Source organism: Veillonella sp. AF13-2 (assembly GCF_003603295.1).
Taxonomy (GTDB): Bacteria; Bacillota; Negativicutes; order Veillonellales; family Veillonellaceae; genus Veillonella; species Veillonella parvula_E.
Genome location: NZ_QTMT01000006.1, coordinates 1 through 24,804, shown reverse-complemented (window position 1 = coordinate 24,804; position 24,804 = coordinate 1). Strand labels below are relative to the sequence as shown.

The 24,804-nt window shown below is 41.2% G+C and carries 39 protein-coding genes; all 39 read left to right on the top strand.

Translation table 11 applies throughout. The annotated features are described in order from the left end of the window. The first annotated feature begins 228 nt into the window (after nt 1-228). The 39 genes from rpsJ (at nt 229) to DWV85_RS08980 (ending at nt 24,572) form a co-directional block, all read left to right on the top strand. Nucleotides 229-540, top strand: coding sequence for a 30S ribosomal protein S10 (gene rpsJ / locus DWV85_RS09170; RefSeq protein ID WP_004695100.1), 312 nt, complete (start codon nt 229-231; stop codon nt 538-540). 12 nt (nt 541-552) lie between these two features. Further along, entirely contained in the window at nt 553-1,194 is a 642-nt protein-coding gene (rplC, locus tag DWV85_RS09165) for a 50S ribosomal protein L3 (protein WP_004695102.1), read from the top strand. 26 nt (nt 1,195-1,220) lie between these two features. Then, nucleotides 1,221-1,844, top strand: coding sequence for a 50S ribosomal protein L4 (gene rplD / locus DWV85_RS09160; protein ID WP_004695105.1), 624 nt, complete (start codon nt 1,221-1,223; stop codon nt 1,842-1,844). After that, nucleotides 1,844-2,128, top strand: coding sequence for a 50S ribosomal protein L23 (rplW, locus tag DWV85_RS09155; RefSeq protein ID WP_004695108.1), 285 nt, complete (start codon nt 1,844-1,846; stop codon nt 2,126-2,128). Before rplD ends, rplW begins: the two co-directional genes overlap by 1 nt. A 26-nt stretch (nt 2,129-2,154) precedes the next feature. Then, nucleotides 2,155-2,985, top strand: a complete 831-nt coding sequence (gene rplB, locus DWV85_RS09150) for a 50S ribosomal protein L2 (protein WP_004695109.1) — start codon at nt 2,155-2,157, stop codon at nt 2,983-2,985. Between the two features lie 23 nt (nt 2,986-3,008). Then, the gene (gene rpsS / locus DWV85_RS09145) at nt 3,009-3,290 is read left to right on the top strand and encodes a 30S ribosomal protein S19 (protein WP_004695110.1); all 282 of its coding nucleotides are present in this window, start codon (nt 3,009-3,011) and stop codon (nt 3,288-3,290) included. Nucleotides 3,291-3,303: 13 nt separating this feature from the next. Continuing rightward, entirely contained in the window at nt 3,304-3,639 is a 336-nt protein-coding gene (gene rplV / locus DWV85_RS09140; protein WP_004695112.1) for a 50S ribosomal protein L22, read from the top strand. A gap of 16 nt (nt 3,640-3,655) precedes the next feature. Next, nucleotides 3,656-4,324, top strand: a complete 669-nt coding sequence (gene rpsC / locus DWV85_RS09135; protein ID WP_004695113.1) for a 30S ribosomal protein S3 — start codon at nt 3,656-3,658, stop codon at nt 4,322-4,324. Continuing rightward, complete coding sequence (gene rplP / locus DWV85_RS09130) at nt 4,324-4,761, top strand: 50S ribosomal protein L16 (RefSeq protein ID WP_004695114.1); 438 nt, start codon at nt 4,324-4,326, stop codon at nt 4,759-4,761. The genes rpsC and rplP overlap by 1 nt, the downstream gene beginning before the upstream one ends. After that, the gene (gene rpmC, locus DWV85_RS09125; RefSeq protein ID WP_004695115.1) at nt 4,751-4,954 is read left to right on the top strand and encodes a 50S ribosomal protein L29; all 204 of its coding nucleotides are present in this window, start codon (nt 4,751-4,753) and stop codon (nt 4,952-4,954) included. Before rplP ends, rpmC begins: the two co-directional genes overlap by 11 nt. A 39-nt stretch (nt 4,955-4,993) precedes the next feature. Continuing rightward, entirely contained in the window at nt 4,994-5,254 is a 261-nt protein-coding gene (gene rpsQ / locus DWV85_RS09120) for a 30S ribosomal protein S17 (RefSeq protein ID WP_004695116.1), read from the top strand. A 24-nt stretch (nt 5,255-5,278) separates the two neighbouring features. Then, nucleotides 5,279-5,647, top strand: coding sequence for a 50S ribosomal protein L14 (gene rplN / locus DWV85_RS09115; protein WP_004695117.1), 369 nt, complete (start codon nt 5,279-5,281; stop codon nt 5,645-5,647). An 18-nt stretch (nt 5,648-5,665) separates the two neighbouring features. Continuing rightward, nucleotides 5,666-5,986, top strand: a complete 321-nt coding sequence (gene rplX / locus DWV85_RS09110; protein WP_004695118.1) for a 50S ribosomal protein L24 — start codon at nt 5,666-5,668, stop codon at nt 5,984-5,986. 23 nt (nt 5,987-6,009) lie between these two features. Further along, nucleotides 6,010-6,549, top strand: a complete 540-nt coding sequence (gene rplE, locus DWV85_RS09105) for a 50S ribosomal protein L5 (RefSeq protein WP_004695119.1) — start codon at nt 6,010-6,012, stop codon at nt 6,547-6,549. A 16-nt stretch (nt 6,550-6,565) separates the two neighbouring features. Further along, nucleotides 6,566-6,835, top strand: coding sequence for a 30S ribosomal protein S14 (rpsN, locus tag DWV85_RS09100; protein WP_004695122.1), 270 nt, complete (start codon nt 6,566-6,568; stop codon nt 6,833-6,835). A 27-nt stretch (nt 6,836-6,862) separates the two neighbouring features. Continuing rightward, on the top strand, nt 6,863-7,249 hold the full coding sequence (gene rpsH / locus DWV85_RS09095; protein ID WP_004695128.1) for a 30S ribosomal protein S8: 387 nt from the start codon (nt 6,863-6,865) through the stop codon (nt 7,247-7,249). Nucleotides 7,250-7,273: 24 nt separating this feature from the next. After that, nucleotides 7,274-7,819 carry a 50S ribosomal protein L6 gene (gene rplF / locus DWV85_RS09090; RefSeq protein WP_060919232.1) on the top strand — a complete coding sequence of 182 codons (546 nt, stop codon included), beginning with the start codon at nt 7,274-7,276 and terminating at the stop codon, nt 7,817-7,819. A gap of 17 nt (nt 7,820-7,836) precedes the next feature. Next, nucleotides 7,837-8,217: a 50S ribosomal protein L18 gene (gene rplR / locus DWV85_RS09085; protein WP_005385510.1), complete on the top strand. Its 381-nt coding sequence runs from the start codon at nt 7,837-7,839 to the stop codon at nt 8,215-8,217. Between the two features lie 18 nt (nt 8,218-8,235). After that, nucleotides 8,236-8,739 (top strand): 30S ribosomal protein S5, encoded by a 504-nt coding sequence (gene rpsE, locus DWV85_RS09080; protein WP_004695136.1) that lies wholly within the window; start codon nt 8,236-8,238, stop codon nt 8,737-8,739. Nucleotides 8,740-8,753: 14 nt separating this feature from the next. Further along, on the top strand, nt 8,754-8,933 hold the full coding sequence (rpmD, locus tag DWV85_RS09075) for a 50S ribosomal protein L30 (protein ID WP_004695138.1): 180 nt from the start codon (nt 8,754-8,756) through the stop codon (nt 8,931-8,933). 22 nt (nt 8,934-8,955) lie between these two features. Beyond that, nucleotides 8,956-9,402: a 50S ribosomal protein L15 gene (rplO, locus tag DWV85_RS09070; protein ID WP_004695141.1), complete on the top strand. Its 447-nt coding sequence runs from the start codon at nt 8,956-8,958 to the stop codon at nt 9,400-9,402. 1 nt (nt 9,403) lies between these two features. Continuing rightward, complete coding sequence (secY, locus tag DWV85_RS09065; RefSeq protein ID WP_004695143.1) at nt 9,404-10,666, top strand: preprotein translocase subunit SecY; 1,263 nt, start codon at nt 9,404-9,406, stop codon at nt 10,664-10,666. 12 nt (nt 10,667-10,678) lie between these two features. Then, nucleotides 10,679-11,242: an adenylate kinase gene (locus DWV85_RS09060; RefSeq protein ID WP_004695145.1), complete on the top strand. Its 564-nt coding sequence runs from the start codon at nt 10,679-10,681 to the stop codon at nt 11,240-11,242. 3 nt (nt 11,243-11,245) lie between these two features. After that, complete coding sequence (gene map / locus DWV85_RS09055) at nt 11,246-12,016, top strand: type I methionyl aminopeptidase (protein WP_004695146.1); 771 nt, start codon at nt 11,246-11,248, stop codon at nt 12,014-12,016. A gap of 22 nt (nt 12,017-12,038) precedes the next feature. Beyond that, nucleotides 12,039-12,257: a translation initiation factor IF-1 gene (gene infA / locus DWV85_RS09050; protein ID WP_004695147.1), complete on the top strand. Its 219-nt coding sequence runs from the start codon at nt 12,039-12,041 to the stop codon at nt 12,255-12,257. Nucleotides 12,258-12,283: 26 nt separating this feature from the next. Beyond that, the gene (rpmJ, locus tag DWV85_RS09045) at nt 12,284-12,397 is read left to right on the top strand and encodes a 50S ribosomal protein L36 (protein WP_004695148.1); all 114 of its coding nucleotides are present in this window, start codon (nt 12,284-12,286) and stop codon (nt 12,395-12,397) included. A 23-nt stretch (nt 12,398-12,420) separates the two neighbouring features. Then, on the top strand, nt 12,421-12,789 hold the full coding sequence (rpsM, locus tag DWV85_RS09040; RefSeq protein WP_004695149.1) for a 30S ribosomal protein S13: 369 nt from the start codon (nt 12,421-12,423) through the stop codon (nt 12,787-12,789). Between the two features lie 19 nt (nt 12,790-12,808). Then, nucleotides 12,809-13,198, top strand: a complete 390-nt coding sequence (gene rpsK, locus DWV85_RS09035) for a 30S ribosomal protein S11 (RefSeq protein WP_004695151.1) — start codon at nt 12,809-12,811, stop codon at nt 13,196-13,198. A gap of 70 nt (nt 13,199-13,268) precedes the next feature. Then, entirely contained in the window at nt 13,269-14,273 is a 1,005-nt protein-coding gene (locus tag DWV85_RS09030) for a DNA-directed RNA polymerase subunit alpha (RefSeq protein WP_004695153.1), read from the top strand. A gap of 12 nt (nt 14,274-14,285) precedes the next feature. Next, on the top strand, nt 14,286-14,621 hold the full coding sequence (rplQ, locus tag DWV85_RS09025) for a 50S ribosomal protein L17 (protein WP_004695155.1): 336 nt from the start codon (nt 14,286-14,288) through the stop codon (nt 14,619-14,621). A gap of 284 nt (nt 14,622-14,905) precedes the next feature. Beyond that, on the top strand, nt 14,906-15,814 hold the full coding sequence (locus DWV85_RS09020; protein ID WP_004695158.1) for an energy-coupling factor transporter ATPase: 909 nt from the start codon (nt 14,906-14,908) through the stop codon (nt 15,812-15,814). After that, nucleotides 15,814-16,674, top strand: a complete 861-nt coding sequence (locus DWV85_RS09015; RefSeq protein WP_123138561.1) for an energy-coupling factor transporter ATPase — start codon at nt 15,814-15,816, stop codon at nt 16,672-16,674. The genes DWV85_RS09020 and DWV85_RS09015 overlap by 1 nt, the downstream gene beginning before the upstream one ends. Continuing rightward, nucleotides 16,664-17,467 carry an energy-coupling factor transporter transmembrane component T gene (locus DWV85_RS09010; protein WP_123138560.1) on the top strand — a complete coding sequence of 268 codons (804 nt, stop codon included), beginning with the start codon at nt 16,664-16,666 and terminating at the stop codon, nt 17,465-17,467. Before DWV85_RS09015 ends, DWV85_RS09010 begins: the two co-directional genes overlap by 11 nt. Beyond that, entirely contained in the window at nt 17,464-18,249 is a 786-nt protein-coding gene (gene truA, locus DWV85_RS09005; RefSeq protein ID WP_021148510.1) for a tRNA pseudouridine(38-40) synthase TruA, read from the top strand. The genes DWV85_RS09010 and truA overlap by 4 nt, the downstream gene beginning before the upstream one ends. Before the next feature lie 296 nt (nt 18,250-18,545). Then, nucleotides 18,546-20,297: a 2-oxoacid:acceptor oxidoreductase subunit alpha gene (locus tag DWV85_RS09000; protein WP_123138559.1), complete on the top strand. Its 1,752-nt coding sequence runs from the start codon at nt 18,546-18,548 to the stop codon at nt 20,295-20,297. 1 nt (nt 20,298) lies between these two features. Then, nucleotides 20,299-21,171: a 2-oxoacid:ferredoxin oxidoreductase subunit beta gene (locus DWV85_RS08995; RefSeq protein WP_008602530.1), complete on the top strand. Its 873-nt coding sequence runs from the start codon at nt 20,299-20,301 to the stop codon at nt 21,169-21,171. 301 nt (nt 21,172-21,472) lie between these two features. Further along, entirely contained in the window at nt 21,473-22,360 is an 888-nt protein-coding gene (locus tag DWV85_RS08990; RefSeq protein ID WP_123138558.1) for a prephenate dehydrogenase/arogenate dehydrogenase family protein, read from the top strand. Nucleotides 22,361-22,410: 50 nt separating this feature from the next. Further along, nucleotides 22,411-23,448 carry a nicotinate-nucleotide--dimethylbenzimidazole phosphoribosyltransferase gene (locus DWV85_RS08985; protein WP_004698100.1) on the top strand — a complete coding sequence of 346 codons (1,038 nt, stop codon included), beginning with the start codon at nt 22,411-22,413 and terminating at the stop codon, nt 23,446-23,448. Further along, complete coding sequence (locus DWV85_RS08980; protein ID WP_123138557.1) at nt 23,445-24,572, top strand: nicotinate-nucleotide--dimethylbenzimidazole phosphoribosyltransferase; 1,128 nt, start codon at nt 23,445-23,447, stop codon at nt 24,570-24,572. Before DWV85_RS08985 ends, DWV85_RS08980 begins: the two co-directional genes overlap by 4 nt. Nucleotides 24,573-24,804: the final 232 nt, after the last annotated feature.

Here is a 24,804-nt window from a genome sequence, read left to right as displayed (position 1 = left end):
TGGCCATACAGTAGGCGCTGGCGTAGTAACAGAAATCGAAGGTTAATTTAACCTTTTATGCTCATCGTAGAATGCGTTGAGCACACAATACATGCAGCACTCGGAGCGGCAGATAATGCCGCTCTCGTGTTGTGTTTTTAAACTATGAAGTAGAAGGTTGCCTCTGCGGAGGAGAATTTCTATGGAGCAGCCCATTCACGAAATGGACGACAGGAGGAATTATTAATAATGGCTAAACAGCAAAAAATCCGTATTCGCCTTAAGGCATACGACCACAAAGCTCTCGATCAAAGCGCTGCTAAGATCGTAGACACTGCAAAAAGAAATGGCGCTATGGTATCTGGTCCGATTCCATTGCCAACAGAAAAGAATATCTTCACAATTCTTCGTTCTGTACACGTAAACAAAGATTCTCGTGAACAATTCGAAATGCGTACACATAAACGCTTAATCGATATTCTTGAACCAAATTCGAAAACAGTAGATGCTATCACTCGTTTAGATTTACCAGCTGGTGTATCTATTGAAATAAAACTATAAGGAGGTGCGATAATGTCTAAAGCTATTTTGGGTAAAAAATTAGGAATGACACAAGTCTTCACAGCTGAAGGCCAATTAGTTCCTGTAACAGTAGTGGAAACTACCCCAAGCGTTGTAGTGCGCGTAAAGACTGTAGAAACAGACGGCTACGAAGCAGTACAAATTGGTTACGGTTCCATTAAAGAAAAACATTTAACAAAACCTGTAAAAGGTCAGTTCGACAAAGCTGGCGTAGCTCCAGTAAAATATCTTCGCGAAGTTCGCGTAGCTAATGCAGCTGACTACACAGTGGGCCAAACTCTGGCAGCTGATATCTTCGCAGAAGGTGAATTGGTGGACGTAGTGGGTACAGGTAAAGGTAAGGGTTTTGCTGGCACAATTAAACGCCATAACTTCTCCCGTGGTCCTGAAACTCATGGTTCTAAATCTCACCGTGAACCTGGTTCCATCGGTCCTATGATCTCCGGTGGCGGCGGTAAGGTATACAAAGGTAAAAAACTCCCTGGACAAATGGGTGGTTACAGAGTTACCGTACAACGCTTATCCGTTGTGAAAGTTGATGCTGAACGTAACCTTTTATTGGTTAAAGGTGGTATCCCAGGCGCTAAAGGTAGCTTGGTTATGGTTCGCAACACGGTTAAACCTGTTAAATAATCATTTGTCGAAAGGAGGATTATGTAATGCCTACAGTAGCAACATATAATCAATCCGGCGTTAAAGTCGGTGAAATACAGTTAAACGATGCAGTATTCGGCGTTGAAGTTAACGAAGCCGTAATGCATCAAGCCGTAGTTCGTCAATTGTCTAACGAACGTCTCGGCACACATGCAACAAAAACTAGAGGTATGGTTCGTGGCGGTGGCCGCAAACCTTGGAAACAAAAAGGTACTGGCCGTGCTCGTGCAGGCTCCAGCCGTTCCCCAATCTGGATCGGTGGTGGTACTACATTTGGTCCACAACCTCGCAGCTATTACAAAGCTATGCCTCGTAAGGCTAGACGTTTAGCAGTTAAATCTGCTCTTAGCGATAAAGTGAATAATAGCGAATTATACGTTTTGGAAGAAATCACATTAGCAGCTCCTAAAACAAAAGAAGTGTTGAACATTATTAACAGCTTCAACGTTGGTGATGCAAAAGTATTGTTCATCACTGAAGGTGATGTAAATGTTGAACGTTCCGCTCGTAATATCCAAGGTGTTAAAGCTTTGGCTTGCGAAGGTATGAACATTTTCGATCTTCTTCATTACGATAAGCTCTTCATTACTAAAGGCGCTGTCGCAAAAATCGAGGAGGTGCTCGGATAATGCAATTACATGATGTACTAATCCGCCCGGTTATTACCGAAAAATCCACTATGCTTATGGAAGAAGGCAAATACACTTTCCGTGTGCCTTTGACTGCAAATAAAGTGCAAATCCGTCAAGCAGTTGAAAAAATCTTCAATGTAAAAGTAGAAAAAGTAGCTACTATTCGTGTTTTAGGTAAGACTAAACGCATGGGTCGTACACAAGGTAAACGTAGCGATTATAAAAAAGCTATCGTAACCTTAAAAGCTGGCGAATCCATTGAATTCTTTGAAGGTGTCTAAGAGTCTAGTTGTAAGGAGGCCCACTAATGGCAATTAAATCATTTAAACCGTACTCCGCTGGTCGCCGGTTTATGACAGTATCCGCCTTCGACGAAATCACAGCAAGCAAACCAGAAAAATCCTTGCTCGCTAAGATTTCTCAAAAAGGTGGTCGTAACAATACTGGTAAAATGACAGTTCGTCACCAAGGTGGCGGTCACAAACGTCAATACCGTATTATTGACTTCAAACGTACTAAAGATAATATTCCAGCTAAAGTAGCAACAATCGAGTATGATCCTAACCGTTCTTCTCGTATCGCTTTGCTTAACTACGCTGATGGTGAAAAACGCTACATTTTAGCTCCTAACGGTCTAAAAGTTGGTGACGTTGTATTCTCCGGTCCTGAGTCCGATATTAAACCTGGTAACTGCTTACCATTGGCTAATATTCCAGACGGTACACAAATCCACAATATCGAATTGAAAATCGGTAAAGGTGGTCAAATCGTTCGTTCCGCTGGTACATCTGCTCAATTGATGGGTAAAGATAATGGCTACGCTATTCTTCGTTTACCATCTGGTGAAATGCGCCGTGTTCGTCAAGAGTGCCGTGCAACAATTGGTGTTGTTGGTAACGCTGACCACAGCAACCTTGTAATTGGTAAAGCTGGTCGTCATCGTTGGATGGGTGTTCGCCCTGGCAACCGTGGTGTTGTAATGAACCCTTGTGACCATCCACATGGTGGTGGTGAAGGTAAATCTCCTGTTGGTCGTAAACATCCTGTTACACCTTGGGGCAAACCAGCACATGGTGTTAAAACTCGCGACAAGAAAAAAGCTTCTAACAGCTTAATCATTAAACGTCGTACAAAATAGGATAAAGGAAAGGAGATAAAATAGTGTCCAGATCTATTAAAAAAGGCCCTTTCGTAGCAGATCATTTGCTTAAGAAAGTTGAAGCTTTAAACGAAACTAACGAAAAGAAAGTTGTAAAAACCTGGTCCCGTGCCTCTACTATTATCCCAAGTTTTGTAGGCCACACAATTGCTGTGCATGATGGTCGCAAACATGTACCTGTATTCATTACAGAAGATATGGTAGGTCATAAATTAGGTGAGTTCGCTCCTACACGTACTTATAGAGGTCATGGTAAGGACGAAAAATCTACAGGCAAAAAATAGGAGGAAATAATACATGGAAGCAAAAGCAATCGCTAGACATATCCGAATCGCGCCTCGTAAAATCCGTATCGTTGCAGATTTAGTGCGCGGTAAAAACATCGGCGAAGCATTTGCCATCTTGAAGTTCACTCCGAAAGTTGGCGCTGATGTAGTAGAAAAAGTTATGCGTTCTGCAATCGCAAACGCTGAACATAATTTCGATATGAATGTTGACAATCTTTACGTATCCGAGATCTTCGTTGATCAAGGCCCTACATTAAAACGCATTCATCCTCGTTCCCGTGGTCAAGCTTTCAAAATTTTGAAACGTACTAGCCACGTAACAGTAGTAGTTAAAGAAAGAGCTTAAGAAGGAGGGAAACAGAGTGGGTCAAAAAGTTAATCCACACGGTTTGCGTGTCGGTATCGTAAAAGATTGGGACGCAAAATGGTATGCAGATAAAGATTTCGCTGCTAATCTTCATGAAGACGTAAAAATTCGTAACTTCTTGAAAGAAACCCTTTTCATTGCTGGTATTTCCCGCATTGAAATCGAGCGTACAAATAAACGTATTAAATTGACTATCCACACTGCGAAACCAGGTATGGTTATCGGTCGTGGTGGTGCTGGTATCGAAGATATCAAAAAAGCAATGACTCGTTTTACTGATAAACAAGTGGACGTTAACATTGCAGAAATTAAACAAGCAGATATGGATGCAACATTAGTTGCTGAAAACATTGCGGGCCAATTGGAACGTCGTATCGGCTTCCGCCGTGCAATGAAACAAGCTGTAGGTCGTACAATGCGCTTAGGTGCAAAAGGTATTAAAATCATGGTAAGCGGTCGTCTTGGCGGCGCTGAAATCGCTCGTAGCGAATCCTACCGTGAAGGTTCTATTCCTTTGCATACACTTCGTGCAGACATCGACTACGGTACTGCTGAAGCTCATACAACATATGGTTGTATCGGCATTAAAGTATGGATTTACAAAGGTGAAGTTTTGCCAGAAGCAAAACAAGCACCTGCTAAGAAGGAAGAAGGTGGCAAGTAATGCTTATTCCAAAGCGCGTAAAACATCGTAAGCAATTCCGCGGCCGTATGAAAGGTCGTGCTATGCGCGGTAATACAGTGTCTCATGGTGAGTTCGGCTTGGTAGCATGCGAACCATCTTGGATCACTAACCGTCAAATCGAAGCTGCCCGTATTGCTATGACTCGTTATATCAAACGTGGTGGTAAAGTATGGATTAAAATTTTCCCTGACAAACCAATCACAGCTAAACCAGCTGGTACTCGTATGGGTTCCGGTAAAGGTTCTCCTGAATACTGGGTAGCAGTGGTTAAACCAGGTCGTGTAATGTTTGAAATGGACGGTGTGCCAGAAGCTACAGCTCGTGAAGCTATGCGTCTTGCAAGCCATAAACTTCCAATCAAATGCAAATTTGTTGTTAAGGGTAAAGAATTGGGTGGTGACGTAAATGAAGGTTAATGACATTCGCAATATGAGCGCTGCCGAAATGGAACAAAAAGTTTCCGGTCTTAAGGAAGAGTTATTTAACCTCCGTTTTCAGCTTGCAACAGGTCAATTAGAAAATCCTATGCGCATTCGTGAAGTTAAGAAGACAATCGCTCGTATTAAAACTGTACAACGTGAAGTTGAACTTAAATCTGAAAACGCATAATAACAGATTTGTTAAAGTTTGAAAAGGAGGCTTAAAATCGTGGCAGAAGAAAGAAACGTACGTAAAGTCCGCGTAGGTAAAGTTGTTAGCGACAAAATGGACAAAACTGTTGTTGTTGCTGTTGAACGTAAAGTACCTCACGCATTATATAACAAGCCAATGGTTAGCACAAAACGCTTCAAAGCTCATGATGAAAATAATGAGTGTCAAATTGGCGATACAGTTAAAATTGTAGAAACTCGTCCACTTTCTAAAGATAAATGTTGGAGAGTTGTTGAAATTCTTGAAAGACAAAAATAAGAGTGATGTAAGGAGGAATAGACGATGATCCAGCAACAAACAATTTTGAATGTTGCCGACAACACTGGTGCTAAACGTATTATGTGCATCCAAGTCATGGGCGGTTCTTATCGCAAATTCGGCAATATCGGTGACGTAATCGTTGCTTCTGTAAAAGATGCATCACCCGGTGGCGTTGTCAAGAAAGGCGACGTAGTTAAAGCCGTTATTGTTCGTTCTAAAAAAGGTATCCGCCGCCAAGACGGTTCCTATATTCGTTTCGATGAAAACGCAGCAGTAGTTATTAAAGATGACAAGACCCCTCGTGGTACTCGCATCTTTGGACCTGTAGCTAGAGAACTTCGTGAAAAAGATTTCATGAAAATTGTTTCTTTGGCTCCAGAAGTATTATAAGAAGGAGGAACGCAGCATATGGCTAAGCTACAAATCAAAAAAGGCGATACAGTTGTTGTTATCTCCGGTAAAGATAAAGGTAAGCAAGGTACAGTTATCGCAACTGAACCTAAAAAAGAACGCGTATTTGTTGAAGGCGTTAACACTGTAAAACGTCACACAAAACCTTCCCAAGCTAACCCACAAGGCGGCATCGTTACTAAAGAAGCTGGCATTCATGTTTCTAACGTAATGGTTGTTGACCCAGAAACTAAAACAGCTACTCGTATCAAAAAGGTAGAAGGCAAGGACGGTAAATTCGTTCGCGCTACTGTTAAATCCGGTACAGTACTTAAATAATCAGGAAAGGAGGAGCTACATAAATGTCTCGTTTGTTTGAACAATACAACTCTGAAATTAAAAAGAGTATGCAAGAAAAATTCCAATACGGCAATGTAATGGAAATTCCTAAATTGGAAAAAATCGTTATCAACATCGGCGTAGGTGATGCAGTAGGCAATGCAAAAGCATTGGAAGCAGCAGTTAATGACTTGACTATTATTGCTGGTCAAAAACCTGTCATCACAAAAGCTAAAAAATCCATTGCGAACTTCAAAGTTCGTGAAGGCATGGCGTTGGGTACAAAAGTTACTCTTCGTGGCGAACGCATGTATGAATTCCTTGATAGATTGATCAATGCGGCATTACCTCGTGTACGTGACTTCCGCGGTATCAGCGCTACTGCATTCGATGGCCGTGGTAACTACGCTTTGGGTCTTAAAGAACAGCTCATCTTCCCTGAAATCGAATATGATCAGGTAGAACGTGTTACTGGTATGGACATCATTATCGTAACAAGTGCTAAGACAGATGAAGAAGCTCGTGAATTGTTGACTCAATTCGGTATGCCTTTTGAAAAATAATAGGAGGAACATATAGATGGCTAAAAAATCTATGATTGAACGCGAAAAGAAACGCGCTAAAATCGTTGAAAAATATGCAGCTAAACGTGAAGCGTTAAAAGCGGCAGGTGATTATGAAGGCTTATCCAAATTACCAGCAAATGCATCCCCAACACGCTTGCACAACCGTTGCAACTTAACTGGTCGTCCTCACGGCTATATGCGTAAATTCGGTATCAGCCGTATTGCGTTCCGTGAATTGGCGTACAAAGGACAAATTCCTGGTGTTAAAAAAGCCAGCTGGTAATATTAGACGAGAGGAGGTTTTTAGATTATGGTAATGACCGATCCTATCGCGGATATGCTTACGCGCATCCGTAATGCAAACGCTGCACTTCATGAAACGGTAAACATTCCTGCATCTAGAATGAAAGCAGCCGTTCTTGACATCCTTTTACAAGAAGGCTTTGTAAAGAACGTTGAAAAAGAAGAAAACACTTTAAAAGTAACTTTGAAATATGGTTCCAATAACGAGAAAGTTATTACAGGAATTAAACGTATTTCCAAACCAGGTTTACGTGTTTACGCGAAAAAGGAAGAACTTCCTCGTGTACTTGGTGGTTTGGGTATCGCAGTTATTTCTACGTCCAAAGGCGTTATGAGCGACAAACAAGCTCGTAAAGAAGGTCTTGGTGGCGAAGTAATCGCATACGTTTGGTAATAGTAGCAATAGGAGGTAGAAATAATGTCACGTATCGGTAGAATGCCTATCGAGATCCCTGCAGGCGTTACTGTTACATATGATAACCATCATATGAACGTAAAAGGCCCTAAAGGTGAATTATCTCGCGATTTGCATCCAGATATGAATATCACTGTAGAAGGTAACACAATCACAGTAACTCGTCCTTCCGACGATAAAGATCATCGTTCCCTTCACGGTTTGACTCGCGCTCTTGTTGCTAATATGGTAACAGGCGTATCTGAAGGATTTACAAAAACTCTTGAAATCAACGGTGTTGGTTACAGAGCGGCTAAACAAGGCAATAAATTAGCTCTTACACTTGGCTTCTCTCATCCAGTAGAAATGGAAGCTCCAGCTGGTATTACAATCGACGTTCCAGCTCCTAACAAAATCGTTGTGTCTGGTGCAGACAAAGAAGTTGTAGGTGCAGTAGCAGCTGATATCCGTAAATGGAGAAAACCTGAACCTTACAAAGGTAAAGGTATCCGCTATGAAGGCGAAGTTGTTCGTCGCAAAGCTGGTAAAGCTGGTGCAAAAGGTAAATAGTAATATCATCTATATGAATGAAAGGAGTGAATATCTTGCCTCGTAAATCTAGTAGAAATATCGCTCGAGCAAAACGTCATCTTCGTATTCGCCGTCACATCTCTGGTACGGCAACTTGCCCACGTTTGAACGTTTACCGTTCTTTGAGCAACATTTACGCACAAGTAATCGATGACGTAGCAGGTACAACTTTGGTTGCTGCTAGCTCTTTAGATAAAGATTTGAACTTATCCTATGGTGGTAACGTAGCTGCTGCTAAAGCTGTTGGTGAAGCAGTTGCTAAAAAAGCTATCGCTAAAGGCATTGACACTGTAGTGTTTGACCGTGGTGGTTACATTTACCACGGCCGCGTAGCAGCCCTTGCAGAAGGTGCTCGTGAAGCAGGCTTAAAATTCTAAGAAGGAGGAACTATAGACATGGCGAGAATTGACTACACCAGTCTTGATCTTAAAGAAAGAGTAGTATTCATCAACCGCGTAGCCAAAGTAGTTAAAGGCGGTCGTCGTTTTTCCTTCAGCGCTCTTGTAGTTGTTGGTGATGGCAACGGTTATGTAGGCGTTGGCTTAGGTAAAGCAGCGGAAGTACCAGAAGCAATTCGCAAAGGTATCGATGATGCTAAGAAAAATATTGTAAACGTAGCTATTAAAAATGGTACAATCCCTCACAGCGTAACAGGCGTATTCGGTGCAGGCCGCGTATTCTTGAAACCAGCTGCTGAAGGTACTGGCGTTATCGCTGGTGGCCCTGTTCGTGCCGTATTGGAATTAGTAGGTGTTCGTAACATCTTGACTAAATCTTTGGGCTCTTCTAACCCTAACAATATGGTTCGCGCTACAATCGAAGGTTTGAAAGATTTGAAACGCGCTAGCGAAGTTGCTGAGCTTCGTGGTAAAACCGTTGAAGAAATCTATAACGCGTAATAAGGAGACAAGAAATGGCACAAGTTAAAGTAACATTAACAAGAAGCTTAATCGGTCGTCCTGAAGATCAACGCGCGACAGTTAAAGCTTTGGGTTTGAAAAAAACTAATTCTCAAGTCGTAAAAGAAGTAACACCTCAAATCGAAGGTATGCTTCATAAAGTTAGACATTTAGTAAAAGTTGAAGAAGTTTAATACTGATAAGGAGGTGCACTGAATGAAACTTCATGAATTACAACCAGCAGCTGGTTCTAAAAAAACTCGTACTCGTGTAGGCCGTGGTTTAGGTTCTGGCTTGGGTAAAACATCTGGTCGTGGTCAAAAAGGTCAAAACTCCCGTTCTGGCGGTGGCGTTCGCTCCGGTTTTGAAGGCGGCCAAATGCCTCTTTATCGTCGTTTACCAAAACGCGGTTTCAACAACAGCGTTTTTGCTAAACAATATGCTGAAGTTAACGTAGCACAATTAAATCGCTTTGAAGATGGTGCAACAGTTGATCCAGTAGCTCTTATTGAAGCTGGCATTTTGAAAAATGTACGCGATGGTATTCGTATTTTAGGTAACGGCACATTGGAAACTAAAAACTTGACTGTTATCGCTAATGGCTTCACTAAAGCTGCTGAAGAAAAAATCACAGCAGCAGGCGGAAAAGTTGAGGTGATCTAGGGTGCTAGATAGCCTCTCGAACATCTTTAAGATTACTGAGTTACGTAACAAGATTTTGTACACATTGATGATGTTTGCTGTGTTTAGAGCCGGCATTCACATCCCAGTACCAGGTGTAGATGCATCTGTTATCGAATCCTTGTTTACATCCGGTAACCTATTTGGTCTATTAGACTTGTTTGCTGGTGGTGCGCTAAGTAAGTTCTCTATCTTTGCGATGAGTATTACCCCTTACATTAATGCTTCCATCATCATGCAACTGCTTCAGTCTGTAGTTCCTCAGTTTGAAGCATGGAGTAAAGATGGTGAAGACGGGCGTAAGAAAATAGCGAAGGTAACTCGTTATGGCACCGTAGTCCTTGGCTTTGTACAAGCCGCTGGTATGGCATTTGCTCTTAGAGCAAACAACGCTTTGGTAAATAATGATTTCCTTAGCGTATTCGTTGTGGCCATCATCCTCACAGCAGGCACATGTTTGTTGATGTGGATTGGTGAGCAAATCACAGCATATGGTATAGGTAATGGTATTTCCTTGATCATCTTTGCTGGTATCGTAGCTCGATTGCCAGATGGTCTCGAAACTATTTATCAATATATCCAAAACGGAACCATTAACATGTTCCAAGCATTCTTATTTGCTGTAATTGCACTTGCGATGATCGCTGTCGTAGTGGCAGTTACACAAGGCCAACGTCGCATTCCTATCCAATACGCAAAACGCGTAGTAGGGCGTAAAATGTACGGTGGTCACTCTACATTCTTGCCGTTGAAAGTCAATCAGGCAGGTGTAATCCCAATTATCTTTGCGTCATCTGTGTTGATGTTCCCTGTAACAATTGCACAATTTATTGACAATGAATTTGTTCATAAAGCTGCTGATTTATTTACATGGGGGACGCCGTTACAAACGGCATTGTATGCGATATTGATCTTTATCTTTACGTATTTCTATACTGCAATCTCTATCAACATTACAGATATGGCAGATAATATGAAAAAATACGGTGGTTTTATCCCAGGTATTCGTGCGGGTAAACCAACTGCTGATTATGTGGATAACGTGATGACCAAGATCACTTTGGCTGGCGCTGTATTCTTAGCTGTCGTTGCTATTATACCGAATTTCCTCGGTAGTATAACCGGCGTCCAAGGCGTATACTTTGGTGGTACGGCTCTTCTTATCGTTGTAGGTGTAGCACTTGATACAATGCAACAAATTGAGTCGCTCATGGTAACACGCCACTATAAAGGCTTTGTGAAATAGGAGGGAAACGATATGTATATTTTATTAATGGGACCTCCTGGTGCAGGTAAAGGCACTCAGGCAGCTCGACTTATTGAAAAATACGGTATTCCCCAAATTTCAACAGGTGATATGTTCCGCGCTGCGATTAAGAACGAAACACCTCTTGGAGTTGAGGCTAAGAAATACATCGATGCTGGTCAATTGGTACCAGACAGTGTAACTGTTGGTATCGTACGTGATCGCTTGGTGAAAGATGACTGCAAATCTGGATTTATTCTTGATGGATTTCCAAGAACTACAGCGCAAGCTGTATCCTTGGATGCAATCCTTAAAGAATTAGGAATTTCTTTGGACGCTGTACTTAACTTAAACGTTCCTTCCGAGGAATTGGTTAAACGTATTAGCGAACGAGCTGTTCTAGAAAATCGTGCTGATGATAACCCTGAAACAGTACAGAAACGTCTAGCTGTGTACGAAGAATCTACTAAACCGTTAATTGATTACTATCGCAATAGCGGATTATATCAAGAAATTAATGGTTTACAAGATGTAGACGCAGTATTTGCTGACATCATTAAGGCGTTGGAGAAATAATCTATGATTATTTTAAAATCGCCCCATGAGATTGAATGTATCCGCAAGGCAAGTAAGCTTACAGCAGACACGTTGTCCTTGTTAGTAAAAAAGGCTAAACCTGGCATCACGACGCTTGAGTTAGATACAATTGCCGAAGAATATATTCGCAGCCACGGTGGTATACCAAGTTGTAAAGGGTACTATGGATTCCCCGCTACAATCTGTGCTTCTATTAACGAAGAAGTCGTTCATGGTATTCCGAGCGCTAAGCGTAAGCTTAAAAACGGCGATGTCCTCAGTATTGATCTCGTATCATCTATTGATGGATATCACGGCGATTCGGCTGTGACGATTCCTATCGGTCACGTCAAACCCGATGTGATGAAATTGTTAAAAGTTACAGAGGAAAGTCTGTTCAAGGGAATTGAACAAGTGAAAGTCGGTAACCGTATTGGTGCTATCGGTCACGCTGTTCAAACGTATTGTGAGAAACATGGTTACGGTGTCGTACGCGACTTCGTAGGTCATGGTTTAGGCCGCGAAATGCATGAAGATCCGCAAATACCAAACTATGGTAGTCCTGATCAAGGACCTCTTATGAAACCAGGTATGGTATTGTGTATTGAACCGATGATTACATTAGGTACTCACCGTGTTCGTGTATTAGGGGATGACTGGACAGCAGTTACAGTAGATGGTAAACCTGCTGCTCATTTCGAACATACAGTGGTTGTTACAGAAAACGGCCCTGAAATATTAACTATGCGGGAAGAACCGCGGTTAATTAAATAAACAGGTAACCGGAGGAAAAGATATGTCAAAAGAAGACGTTATTGAGGTGGAAGGTACGGTCGTTGAGGCATTACCGAATGCCATGTTCCAAGTTGAATTGGAAAATGGTCATATCGTATTGGCTCATGTGTCAGGTAAAATGCGTATGAATTTTATCCGTATTCTTCCTGGTGATAAAGTTACTATGGAACTGACACCGTATGACTTAAATCGTGGTCGCATCACCTATCGCTTTAAATAAGCATAGGGTCCACAAAGGAGGTACTAATGAAGGTTCAACCATCAGTTAAAAAGATATGCGAAAAATGTAAAATCATTAAACGCAAAGGCCGTGTAATGGTTATTTGCGAAAATCCAAAACATAAACAAAAACAAGGATAATCTGATAGGAGGTGGATGATTAGATGGCACGTATCGCCGGTGTAGATTTACCTCGTGATAAACGAGTGGAAATTGGTTTAACTTATATTTATGGTATTGGTCCGACTTTAGCATCTGAAATTATTGCTAAAACTGGCATCAATCCTGACACACGCGTTCGCGATCTTTCTGAAGATGAAGTAGCGAAAATCCGTGAATTGTTAGATGCTGATTACAAAGTAGAAGGTGACCTTCGTCGTGAAGAAGCTCTTAACATTAAACGCTTAATTGAAATCAACTCCTATCGAGGCAAACGTCATCGTATGGGTTTACCACTTCGTGGTCAACGTACTAAAACGAATGCACGTACTCGCAAAGGTCCTAGAAAAGCAATTGCTGGTAAAAAGAAATAAGATAAAGGAGGGATAAAGCGTGGCTAAAAAAGTTGTTAGAACTAAAAGAAAAGAAAAGAAACATATTGAATCCGGTGCGGCTCATATTCGTTCTACATTCAATAACACTATCGTAACTTTGACAGATACAAACGGTAATGCGTTGTCTTGGGCTTCCGCTGGTGGCTTGGGCTTCCGTGGTTCTCGTAAATCCACTCCATTTGCTGCTCAAATGGCTGCTGAACAAGCTGCTAAAGCTGCAATGGAACATGGCCTTCGCACTGTTGAAGTATTCGTAAAAGGTCCTGGATCCGGCCGTGAAGCTGCAATCCGTGCTTTACAAGCTGCAGGTCTTGAAGTTACTTCCATTAAAGACGTAACTCCAATTCCTCACAATGGTTGTCGCCCTCCAAAACGCCGTCGTGTATAATTTATAGCGACCGATATGATACGGTGCTATAATTAACTATGAACGTGTGTTATATAGGAGGATGTTCCTGATGAGCGAAGAAAAGAAACTTAAAATCGAGAAAGTGGACATCGCCGATGGCGGTCGTTATGGTAAGTTCGTATGTGAACCATTAGATCGTGGTTATGGTATCACTCTCGGTAATAGCTTACGCAGAATTTTGCTTTCATCCTTGGATGGGGCAGCTATCACCTCTATCAAAATTGATGGAGTTCTTCATGAATTCTCTACTATTCCTGGTATTCGCGAAGACGTTACGGATATCATCCTTAACTTAAAGCAATTGTGCATCAAAGTTGAAGAAGAAGCACAATTACCTTTGGAAGTTCATTTTGACTTCCAAAAGGATGGAATATTGACAGCTGCTGATTTAGCTGAACAATTCCCACCAGAGGTAGAAGTATTGAATCCTGAACTCGTGATTGCGACAATGGATGAGACAGCTCATCTCGTAATGGACGTAGTAATCGAACGAGGTAAAGGCTATGTTCCTTCAACGAAGAATAAAAAAGATACTGATGTTATTGGTTGTATTCCAATCGATTCCATCTTCTCTCCAATTCTTCGTGCTAAATACGAAGTGAGTGATGTTCGTGTAGGCAATGAAATGGACTTCGACAAACTTACATTAGAAGTTTGGACTGATGGCTCCATTACTGCTGCTGATGCAGTGGCAAAATCTGCTGCCATTATGATTGGTTATTTAGGGAACTTCACTAAATTAGCGCATTCTGCAGATGTTGTAGATGTAAACACTGGTGAAGGCGGTATCGTTATAGATCCAGTAGGTTCCGATAATGAAGAACCAGCTGTAGATGACGGCCCAGCAAAGATTTCCATCGATGAGTTGGAACTCTCTGTTCGTGCGTATAACTGCTTGAAACGTGCTGGCATTAATACAATTGCAGACTTGCTAGACAAAACCATTGATGACTTAGGAAAAGTTCGCAACTTAGGTAAAAAATCTATCGATGAAATTGAGGAAAAACTCAATAATCATCCAGGTGGTTTTCAACTTAAACAAAAAGGCGAATAAGGAGGAAGACGAATGTACAGAAAATTAGGCCGCGACAGCTCCGCTCGTAAAGCGTTGTTCCGTAGCATGTTAACATCTTTCTTCCAATATGAGCGTATTGAAACGACTGAAGCTAAAGCGAAAGAACTTCGTTCTTTAGCTGATCAAATGGTAACTTTGGCTAAACGTGGTGATCTTCATGCACGTCGCCAAGTTCTTGCATACCTCATGGATGAAAGTGTAGTAAAAAAATTGTTTGATACAATTGCTCCAAAATATGCAGACCGTCAAGGTGGTTACACTCGTGTAATCAAAACTGGTCTTCGCAAAGGTGACGCTGCACCTTTGGCTATTATCGAGTTAGTTTAATCAAACTCATACGGTGTTGTAACTTATGTTGCAGCACCGTTTTTTTATTGTCAATTTTATGGTACAATCGACTAGTATAATATCGTAATATGTTAGCAGTTATCGTAAAGGATGAATATGTATTGTCAACCTTTTGCATAATATCTAAGACATTATTAAATTCAAGTTCTATTAAATAGGATAAATTGAAATATGGGGATTATGCACAACATGAGTATGATAGATGATGCAAATGGTTCTACTTTCATAGAAACGAAATTGACTAGAAAGATATGAGGTTATCCATGAATGAACAAGACATTATGATTGAGGTCAATCATATGAGTCATATTTATACTGATGAAAACGGCAATGATGTACGTGCCTTGGATGATGTGAATCTATCCATTAAGCGTGGTGAATTTGTTTGTATCATTGGCACTAATGGCAGTGGTAAAAGTACGCTTGCCAAGCATTTTAATGTGTTATTACAACCTAGTGAAGGTCATATCAATGTATGTGGCTTTGATACGCGGGATGAAGCGCATATTTGGAATATTCGCCAACATGTAGGAATGGTATTCCAAAATCCTGATAACCAAATCGTAGCGGCCGTTGTAGAGGAGGACGTTGCCTTTGGTCCAGAAAACTTAGGTATTCCTAGTGCAGAAATTAGACAACGTGTCGATGCAGCGTTAGCCGCTGTTAATATGACTGAATATAGAGAACATGGTCCCCATTTATTATCGGGCGGACAAAAACAACGTATTGCTATCGCAGGTGTATTAGCGATGAAGCCTGATTGCATCGTTCTTGATGAACCAACAGCGATGCTCGATCCAAAAGGTCGCCGGGAAGTGCTTGAAACGGTTCACAAACTCAATAAGGAAGAGGGCATTACGATTGTATATATTACGCACTTCATGGAGGAAGCTGTTACGGCAGACCGCGTTGTGGTTATGAAAAATGGTGTGAAATTACATGATGGTACGCCTCGTGAAATTTTTAGCCATGTAGATACCTTAAAAGGTCTGGGCCTCGATGTACCGGTAGCCTCTGAGATTGCTTTCAAATTGAATGCTAAAGGTTATGAAGTGGGTAAGAGTATCATTAATAATGAAGAGTTAGCAAAGGGCCTTAAAGGCTCAAAGTTAGGTAAACAATTATCCGCTATACACTCAACAGATGCTCCAAGAGGGGAGGGAACCCATTAATGGCGATTGTGTTAGATAATATTACATATACCTACGGCATGGGTACCCCTTTTGAAAAGACTGCGCTTCGTGGTGTATCACTTACCATTGAAAATGGGGAGTTTCTAGGTGTTATCGGTCATACTGGTTCCGGTAAATCCACCTTTGTACAACATCTAAATGGGCTATTACATCCTACAACTGGTACAGTTACTGTCAATGGTGTAGATATTAGCGCCTCCACAGAGGAAGCTAAAAAAATGCGTCATAAGGTGGGGATGGTATTCCAGTATCCAGAGCATCAATTGTTTGAAGAAACCATCGCTCAAGATATCGCCTTTGGTCCTAAAAATTTAGGGCTTAGTGCTGATGACGTAGACGAGCGTGTGCGAGATGCGATGAAGTTCGTAGGGCTCGATTATGACACATATGCAGAACGTTCTCCATTCCATTTATCTGGTGGTCAAATGCGCCGCGTGGCTATTGCTGGCGTAGTGGCTATGGATCCAGATTTTCTCGTGCTCGATGAACCATCTGCTGGTCTTGATCCATTTGGACGGGAAGAAATCTTTGAAGAAATCATTCGACTTCATAAAGAAAAGGGGATCACTGTAATTCTTGTATCTCACAATATGGAAGATATTTCTCGCATGGCTTCTCGTCTTGTAGTACTTGATAAAGGGCGTATCGTTCTCGATGGTGAACCGATGGACATCTTTAATAATCATCGTGATGAGTTACAGGCTGTCGGTGTAGATGTACCGCCAGTGTCCGTTACCATGGAATATTTGCGCGAGCAAGGTCTTGATGTGTCTAATCGTGTACTATCTGTAGATGATGCGGTGCAAGCAATTCTCGAAGGAGGTAACCATGCTAAATAACATTACTATTGGTCAATACTTCCCAGGAAATTCATTCTTGCATCGCATGGATCCGCGCGCAAAGATTATTGCTACTACCATCTTCGTAGTGGCTATCTTCTTGGCTAATTCTCCATTGGCTTATGGCATTGTAGGTGGGTTTACTATCTTTGCAATGCTGTTATCACGTTTGCCGTTACGTCTGATGTGGTCTGCTATTAAACCGCTTTGGATTATCATCGTATTTACTATGGGGATTCATATTTTTACGACACCAGGCAATCCAATTTTTCAATGGGGGATTATCAATATTACCGACCATGGCATGGCAATGGGCCTTCAAATGGCGGCACGCTTAATCTTCTTAATCTTGTTCTCCTCTTTGTTGACCTATACCACATCACCAATTCGTTTGACTGATGGTATCGAGCACTTGCTCAATCCATTCCGTCGCATTGGTGTTCCTGCTCATGAGCTGGCTATGATGATGACTATTGCGTTGCGTTTCATCCCTACTTTATTGGACGAGACGGATCGTATTATGAAAGCACAATCTGCCCGTGGTGCAGACTTTGTGACAGGCTCTATCATTCAACGGGCTAAAAATATGGTGCCTCTTTTAGTGCCATTATTTATTAGTGCGTTTCGACGGGCCGATGAATTAGCTATCGCTATGGAGGCGCGTTGCTATAGAGGTGGCGTCAATCGTACACGTATGAAAGAATTACAAGTTACCTATGTCGATTATATTGGTGTTGGCGCTGTTATTTTGGTAACTATTGTACTTATCGCATTGTGGTGGTTAGGTCTATGAGAAACATACGGATCATAGTGGCTTATGATGGTACAGATTTAGCAGGTTATCAAAAGCAACCTAATGATAAGGGGTTAACGGTACAAGGGTGTTTGGAATATGGTTTATCACGTATTTGTAATGAACCCATTCAAATTTATGGTGCCTCTCGTACGGATGCAGGGGTGCATGCTAAATTTCAAGTTTGTACATTTCAAACGTCGGGGACTATACCAGTAGAAAATATTCCTCGCGCCATGATAGCTCATATTCCTAAGGATATAGTCGTTCTAGAAGCGGTAGAAATTCCGCTAGATTGGAAGCCACGATGGAATATATACGGTAAAGAGTATGTATATACGATTCATAATCAGCTCATTGCAGATCCTTTGACGCAGCGATATCATTGGCATGTGAAAAAGCCTCTAAATATTGCTCGTATGCAGGCTGCAGGTAATGAACTAGTAGGTACACATGACTTTACAACCCTAAAGGGAACAAACTCAACTCCTGCAGATCCTGTAAAGACAATTATGGGAATTCGTGTTGAGGCCCGAGGTTCACAGGTGACGATTTCTGTGATTGGTGATGGTTTTTTATATCATATGGTCCGCAATATTGCAGGCTTACTTGTAGATATAGGTCTTGGTCGTCGCAAGGTTGAGGATATTAAAGGATATTTAGCCGCTAAAGACCGGCGTGCTATAGGGAAAACTGCACCTGCTCAAGGCTTATGTTTAGAAGAAATATTCTTCACTGAAGAGCGACAACAAGAGGTATTACGGAATAAATATTTTAGATGATTTGAGAATAAATATTCTATATAATTTTATATAGACTCTTTTTTTGATGTGAAAGTATAAAACGTTGAGCATAAATACTAAAAGGATACTACTTCAAAAGTAGTATCCTTTTTTTCTTATAATTTTTAGTTATAATGCCTTAATTTATACCTATTATTATGTGAAATGATACATTGTAAACCTAAAATATACATGATACAATGGCGATATAAGACAGGTTCGTACTATAAAACATTAACATAGTAAGGTAGACTCTTGTCAGCAGTGTAATTTTTATCCTAAGGAGGGTGAATCTCTTGCAAAAACGTAAAGATTTTATCTGGAAAATGGGCGGCCAACAAGGTGAAGGTATCGAGAGTTGCGGCGAAATTATGGCCACAATCCTTGCTAAAGAAGGCTACTCTTTGTATAGCCAACGTTTATTTGCATCTCGCATCAAAGGTGGTCATACTACATTCGCATTGCGCGTAGCATTGGAACAAATTATGTCCATTGGTGAAGGGGTAGACTTCTTGCTTTCCCTTGATCAAGAAACCGTTGATATGCACGGTTCCGAAGTACGTGATGGTGGATATATCATCTGTGATAGCAAAGTTAATCCAGACTTTTCTAAATTTGAAGGTACAAAGATTAATTGCTTATCTTTGCCTATCTCTGAAACAGCAATGAAACAAGGCTCCTTGTTGATGCGTAATATCGTAGCACTTGGGATGTCCGTAGCGCTTCTTGGCTTTGATACTAAGATGTTTAAAGATGCTATTACTGAGAAATTTGCAAAGAAATCCCAAGAGATTATTGATAAAAACTTGGCTGCTTTCGATGATGGTCATAGCCTTGTAATGGAAAAATTAGGCGATGTTGAAATCGATACATTGCCAGCGCCTGGTAAGAAAGATCAAATGTTCTTATTAGGTAACGAAGCATGTGCTCTTGGTGCTATTGCTGCGGGCTCTCGTTTTATGGCGTCTTATCCTATTACGCCAGCATCCGAAGTTATGGAATACATGATTAAAACTATGGATAAGTTGGGCTCAACTGTTGTTCAAACAGAAGACGAGATCGCAGCATGTATGACGGCTATGGGTGGTGTATACGCAGGTGTTCGTGGCTTTACATGTACTTCTGGTCCAGGCCTTTCCTTGATGGCAGAATCCTTGTCTATGGCTTCCATGGCTGAATTGCCAATGGTTGTTATTGACGTTCAACGTTCTGGCCCATCCACTGGTATGGCTACAAAAGTTGAACAATCCGATATTGATGCAGCTTGCTACAATGCACATGGTGACTACTCTGGTATTGTAATTTCTCCAACATCTATTGAAGAATGTTTCTATGAAATTCAAAAAGCTTTCAACTTGGCAGAAATATACCAATGTCCAGTTATCTTTATGCCTGACTTACAACAAGGTTTGAATAAACAATCCGTTCCTTCTTTCGATTTGAACCGCGTACCTATTAATCGAGGTAAAATGATGAAAGAAGCTGAGCTTCCTGAATTGGTACAACCTAACTACTTCAAACGCTTTGAATTGACTGAAGATGGCATTTCCCCTCGTACAATTCCAGGTATGAAAAATGGTCTATTCCTTTCCACAGGTTTAGAGCATAATGAAGAAGGTAAACCAGCAGAAGCGCCTACAATGCACGTAGCGCAAACTGATAAACGTTTCCGTAAATTGGAAACTGTAGCTGACAATTATGAACCATTCTTGAACAATGCTAAATACGACGAAGCGGATGTACTCGTTGTAGGTATGGCTTCTAGTCGTGGTGCTATCGAAGAAGCTGTTGCTGAATTCGATCAAGAAGGTGTTAAAGTTAACCATTTACAATTGCGCTTAATTAAACCATTCCCAGCAAAGCAATTACAACCGTTCTTTGATGCGGCGAAAAAAGTAGTTATTGTAGAACACAATAAAACTGGTCAATTGGCTAACTTATTTAAAATCAACATGCATAAGAAACATAAGATTTCTAGCTGCTTGAAATACGATGGTAATCCATTCACAAAAAGTTATGTGAAAAATGCGATTAAGGAGGTCCTATAATATGACAACAGCTAAAGATTACAGAAATGATATTCGTCCTAACTGGTGTCCAGGCTGTGGCCATTATGGGGTTCAAGCGGCGATTACTGATGCTGTAGTAGCGAAAAATATTCCACCAGAAAAATTAGCCGTAATTTCCGGTATTGGTTGTTCTAGCCGTATCGGTGGCTATTTCTACGCTTATGGCGCGCATACAACTCATGGCCGTGCGCTTCCTTATGCGCAAGGCGTTAAGCTTGCTAACCAAGACCTAGAAGTTATTGCATTTTCCGGTGACGGTGATGCCTTTGCTATCGGTATGGGTCACACCATTCATGCTTTTAAACGTAATGTAAATATGACATACGTAGTAATGGATAACCATGTATATGGTTTGACTAAAGGTCAAGCATCCCCTCGTTCTGACATCGGTTTTGTTACAAAAACAACTCCTCATGGTGCGTTTGAGTCTCCATTGTCCGTTTGTGAAACTGCGATTGCAGCAGGTGCTACATTTGTAGCGCAAAGCTATATGGTGAATCGTAAAGAGCTCGTTGATTTGATTCAACAAGCTATGGATCATGAGGGCTTCTCTTTCATCAATGTATTTAGCCCATGTGTTACATATAATAAACGCAATAGTTATGATTGGTTCAAAGAACATTTAGTAGCATTGCCTGAGGGTTATGACCCAACAGATCGTGCAACAGCGCTTAAAACTTTGGGTGATACTGATGGTTTGGTTACAGGCCTTATCTATCAAAATACATCTAAACCTTCCTTTGAAAAAGCAATGGCTGCAGCAAATGGCGGACCACATCCTCGTCCATTGACTGAAGATGTTGTAAAACCTGACCAAGCATTATTTGATAGTCTTTGCAATCAATTTAAATAATATTAGTATCGTACCCATTAGGTAGGATGCTGATTAAAGAAACGTGTCACCTTTGGGTGGCACGTTTTTTGTATGTACTATTTTATGAAAAACTATTTAGTATATTGCTTTCTGCGATTTGTCCCATGTGGTTATATAACGTGATATAATAAGGACATTGTATGATATTCATTGCAATCGTATCGTATTCATTGCAGAGGTTTTTATGAAAGCATACGAAAAGGGGATTAGCTTGATAAATTATATGTAGCATTATATGAGAGCGTATACATTCCTAGATAGTTTATGAAAGTAGGTTTATATGAGTAAGACCGTAGGTATTATTGGCTTAGGTTTATTAGGTGGATCCTTGGCAAAGGCTCTAAAGGAATATACAGAATATGAGGTAGTAGGTTACGCACGCCGTCAAGAGGTCTGTGATGCGGCCATTCAAGATGGTGTGGTAAAAGCTGCGTGGACTGAAGTTGAACCATTGATTAAGAACTCAGATATCGTTGTGTTCTCCTTGCCTCCTGATACAAATGCACGGCTTTTTACTGAAACGGCTCATCTATTTAGACCGGGGCAAGTCGTAACCGATGTATCTAGTGCGAAGGAAAACTTTGTACGAGCCGTTTATGAATCGATTCCTAAGGGGACTGTTTTCGTATCTGTCCATCCTATGGCAGGATCAGAAAAGGGTGGTTATGAAGTATCTCATAAAAACTTATTCAAAGGTATGGGCTGGATCGTGTTAGAAGATAAGGCCTCCGATGTATATAGTGAAGAGGTGGCTCAAGAATTGGCTGACATGGGTCGTGCCTTAGGGTCTCGCATCGAGTTTGTCGATATTTATGCTCACGATGCATATTTGGCGATGGTTAGTCATATGCCTCACTTATTGGCCTCTATTTTAACACAAGTTTCGGGTGGCGATGAATTGGGTGAATTGCGCATGAAACTATCGGCAGGGGGATTCCGCGATTGCACGCGTGTGGCTGGGGGATTACCATCTATGTGGCGTGAAATTATCTACGGTAATCGTCATAATGTTATTGAAGGTCTTACACAAATTGAATTAGAAATTGAACATGTTAAAGCGATACTTTCACAAGATGACGAAGGACAAGCATTAGAAAGTTATCTTGAACGAAGTCGAGAGATTCGCAATAAATTGCCATATTTAACGGGACAAATTAAGAATAACTAAAAGAAAGAATATCTAAAATATAATTATATTATTTGATTAAGGGAGCTTTTATGAGTTTGTTACAAGAAACTTGTGGCGCTATTACAGGTCGCAGCCTAGAGATTGAACGACATATAATCGATAGCTGGAATACAGCATCGCCTGTGGAACGATATGGACGTCTTGTAAATATGGTGGCTCAATATGGGGCAGCTACTAATCAAGAGACGTTAGCTGTACCAAAGCCTTGCATGATAATTGCCTCTGCCGATCACGGTGTGGCCGATATGGGCGTCAGTGCGTATCCAAAGGAAACGACCGTTGGGATGACTCAGAATTACCTGATTCCTAAGGGGGCTGGCGCTAATTCTCTAGCGAATTATTGTGGTGCTCAAATGGAAGTTATCGACATGGGCATTGATGCGGATATGAGTTGGGTTCCAGGCCTTCGTATTCATAAACTTGGGATGGGTACGAAAAACTTCGTAGAAGAGCCAGCTATGACGCGTGAACAAGCGATTGAAGGCATTGAAACGGGTATTCGCCTCGTAAAAGAAAAAATTGATGAAGGCTTCAATGTATTTTTAGTAGGCGAAATGGGCATATCGAATACGACAGCTAGTGCCCTTATGACCGCTAAGTTTGCAGGACTTACAGCGGAAGAGGCGACGGGACGAGGAACGAATATTTCCGATGAACGACTTAAACTAAAGCAACGCATTGTTCATGACGTACTGGAGAAATATAAGGATATTCCTAAAGACGATGCCATTGGGATTTTATCCTCTGTAGGTGGCTTTGAATTTGCTTGTATTGTGGGCGTTATCTTAGGCGCCGCAGCAAATCATGGGTTAGTTATCATCGATGGATTTAATACATCGGCCTGTGCATTGGTAGCTAAAACGTTGGTGCCACAAGTAATGGATTATGTGATGGCTTCACATTTATCTGCTGAAAAAGCTGCTAAATCTTCCTTAGAAAATTTAGGCCTTGAAGCCTATGTCGATTTAGGCCTTTGTTTAGGTGAGGCCTCTGGTGGATCCATACAAATGGGTATGCTAGATCTTGCGGTTCATATGTATTTGGCGCTTACAGGAGGTAAGGCATGAGAACTTTCAAAATAGAACCATTGCATGTACCATCCATGGAAGCATGCCGCTTACGTATCGATAATTTGACAAAGCCTATCTATAGCCTTGCTACGTTAGAAACTATAGCAGAGCGTTTTGCAGGGATTCTTAGAAACCCTAAACCAAATCATTTACGCTATGGTGTGCTCGTTGTGGCGGCGGATCACTTGGTAGATGGGCCGCAAAACACTGAGCATGGTAGTGAAAGCTATGATGCCATAGAACGTTTTAATGAGGGAACAACAGCTACACAAGGGGCTGCAGCTAAATTAAATGCCGTTGTACATGTGGTGAATCTAGGTCTTGAACAAGATACTGCAGATTTAGCAAATATTGAACAACAGGTGATTCGAAAGGGGTCCCATTTCTTTGGCGTAGAATCTGCTATTTCTCGTGAGGAATTAGAGCGTGCTCTTGAGCTCGGCTTTACCTATGCAGATAGATTACATGCTGATGGATTACAAGTGGTAGCGATTGGTAACGTAGGGGAGAGGGCGTTTTTAGACTCTCTTGTCACGACGGCGACAATCACAGGTTGTGCGTATGAGGATATTCTCGTTCATAATGAATATGGACCTACGGTAGAGCAACGTGCTGCTCATATTCATTCTTTTGTAGATCGATTTAATATTGCTATTGATGATTGGTCTGCTTTGACTGAAAGCGAGCGCCATGATGCGGTATTGAACTTGCTTCATGTGGCGGGTGGTTTAGATATTGCATTTTTAACGGCCTTTATCTTGGGGGCTGCTAGCCATCGTATGGCTGTAGTCTTTGATAATGTAGTAACTGGTGCAGCTATTTTGGCGGCGGTTACCATTGATCCCCTAGTTAAGGACTATGTGTTCCCATCAGCTGTCTATGATGAGCCTATACATGATGAGCCTATACATAAGGAACAATGTCGTTTCTTAGGGGTAAAGCCTTATTTGCACTATAATCTGCTAATCGATGAAGCCTTAGGATCAACTATGGGACTATCCATAATCGATGCATCCATGCATATGCTAAATGACATGAAAACATTCATCGAAGCGGAAGTTAGCGTGGCTGAAGACGGGGCTGGTAAAGGTAGACAAAAGGATAAAAATAATTCGGTTTAAAGGGGGATTGTATATCCCCCTTTCTCGGGTAAAAGATGTTCTTGTATGCTATATTTTCAAGGAACTTTACGGAAAAACCATTGACACTATATGTGTAAATTGATATTATTATATGGCAGTCAGGATGGACTTAATTCATCCTTGACGACAGATTGATAATTATGTTATAGTAATTATCGGTTCTGTATGCGGGAATAGCTCAGCGGTAGAGCACCGCCTTGCCAAGGCGGGG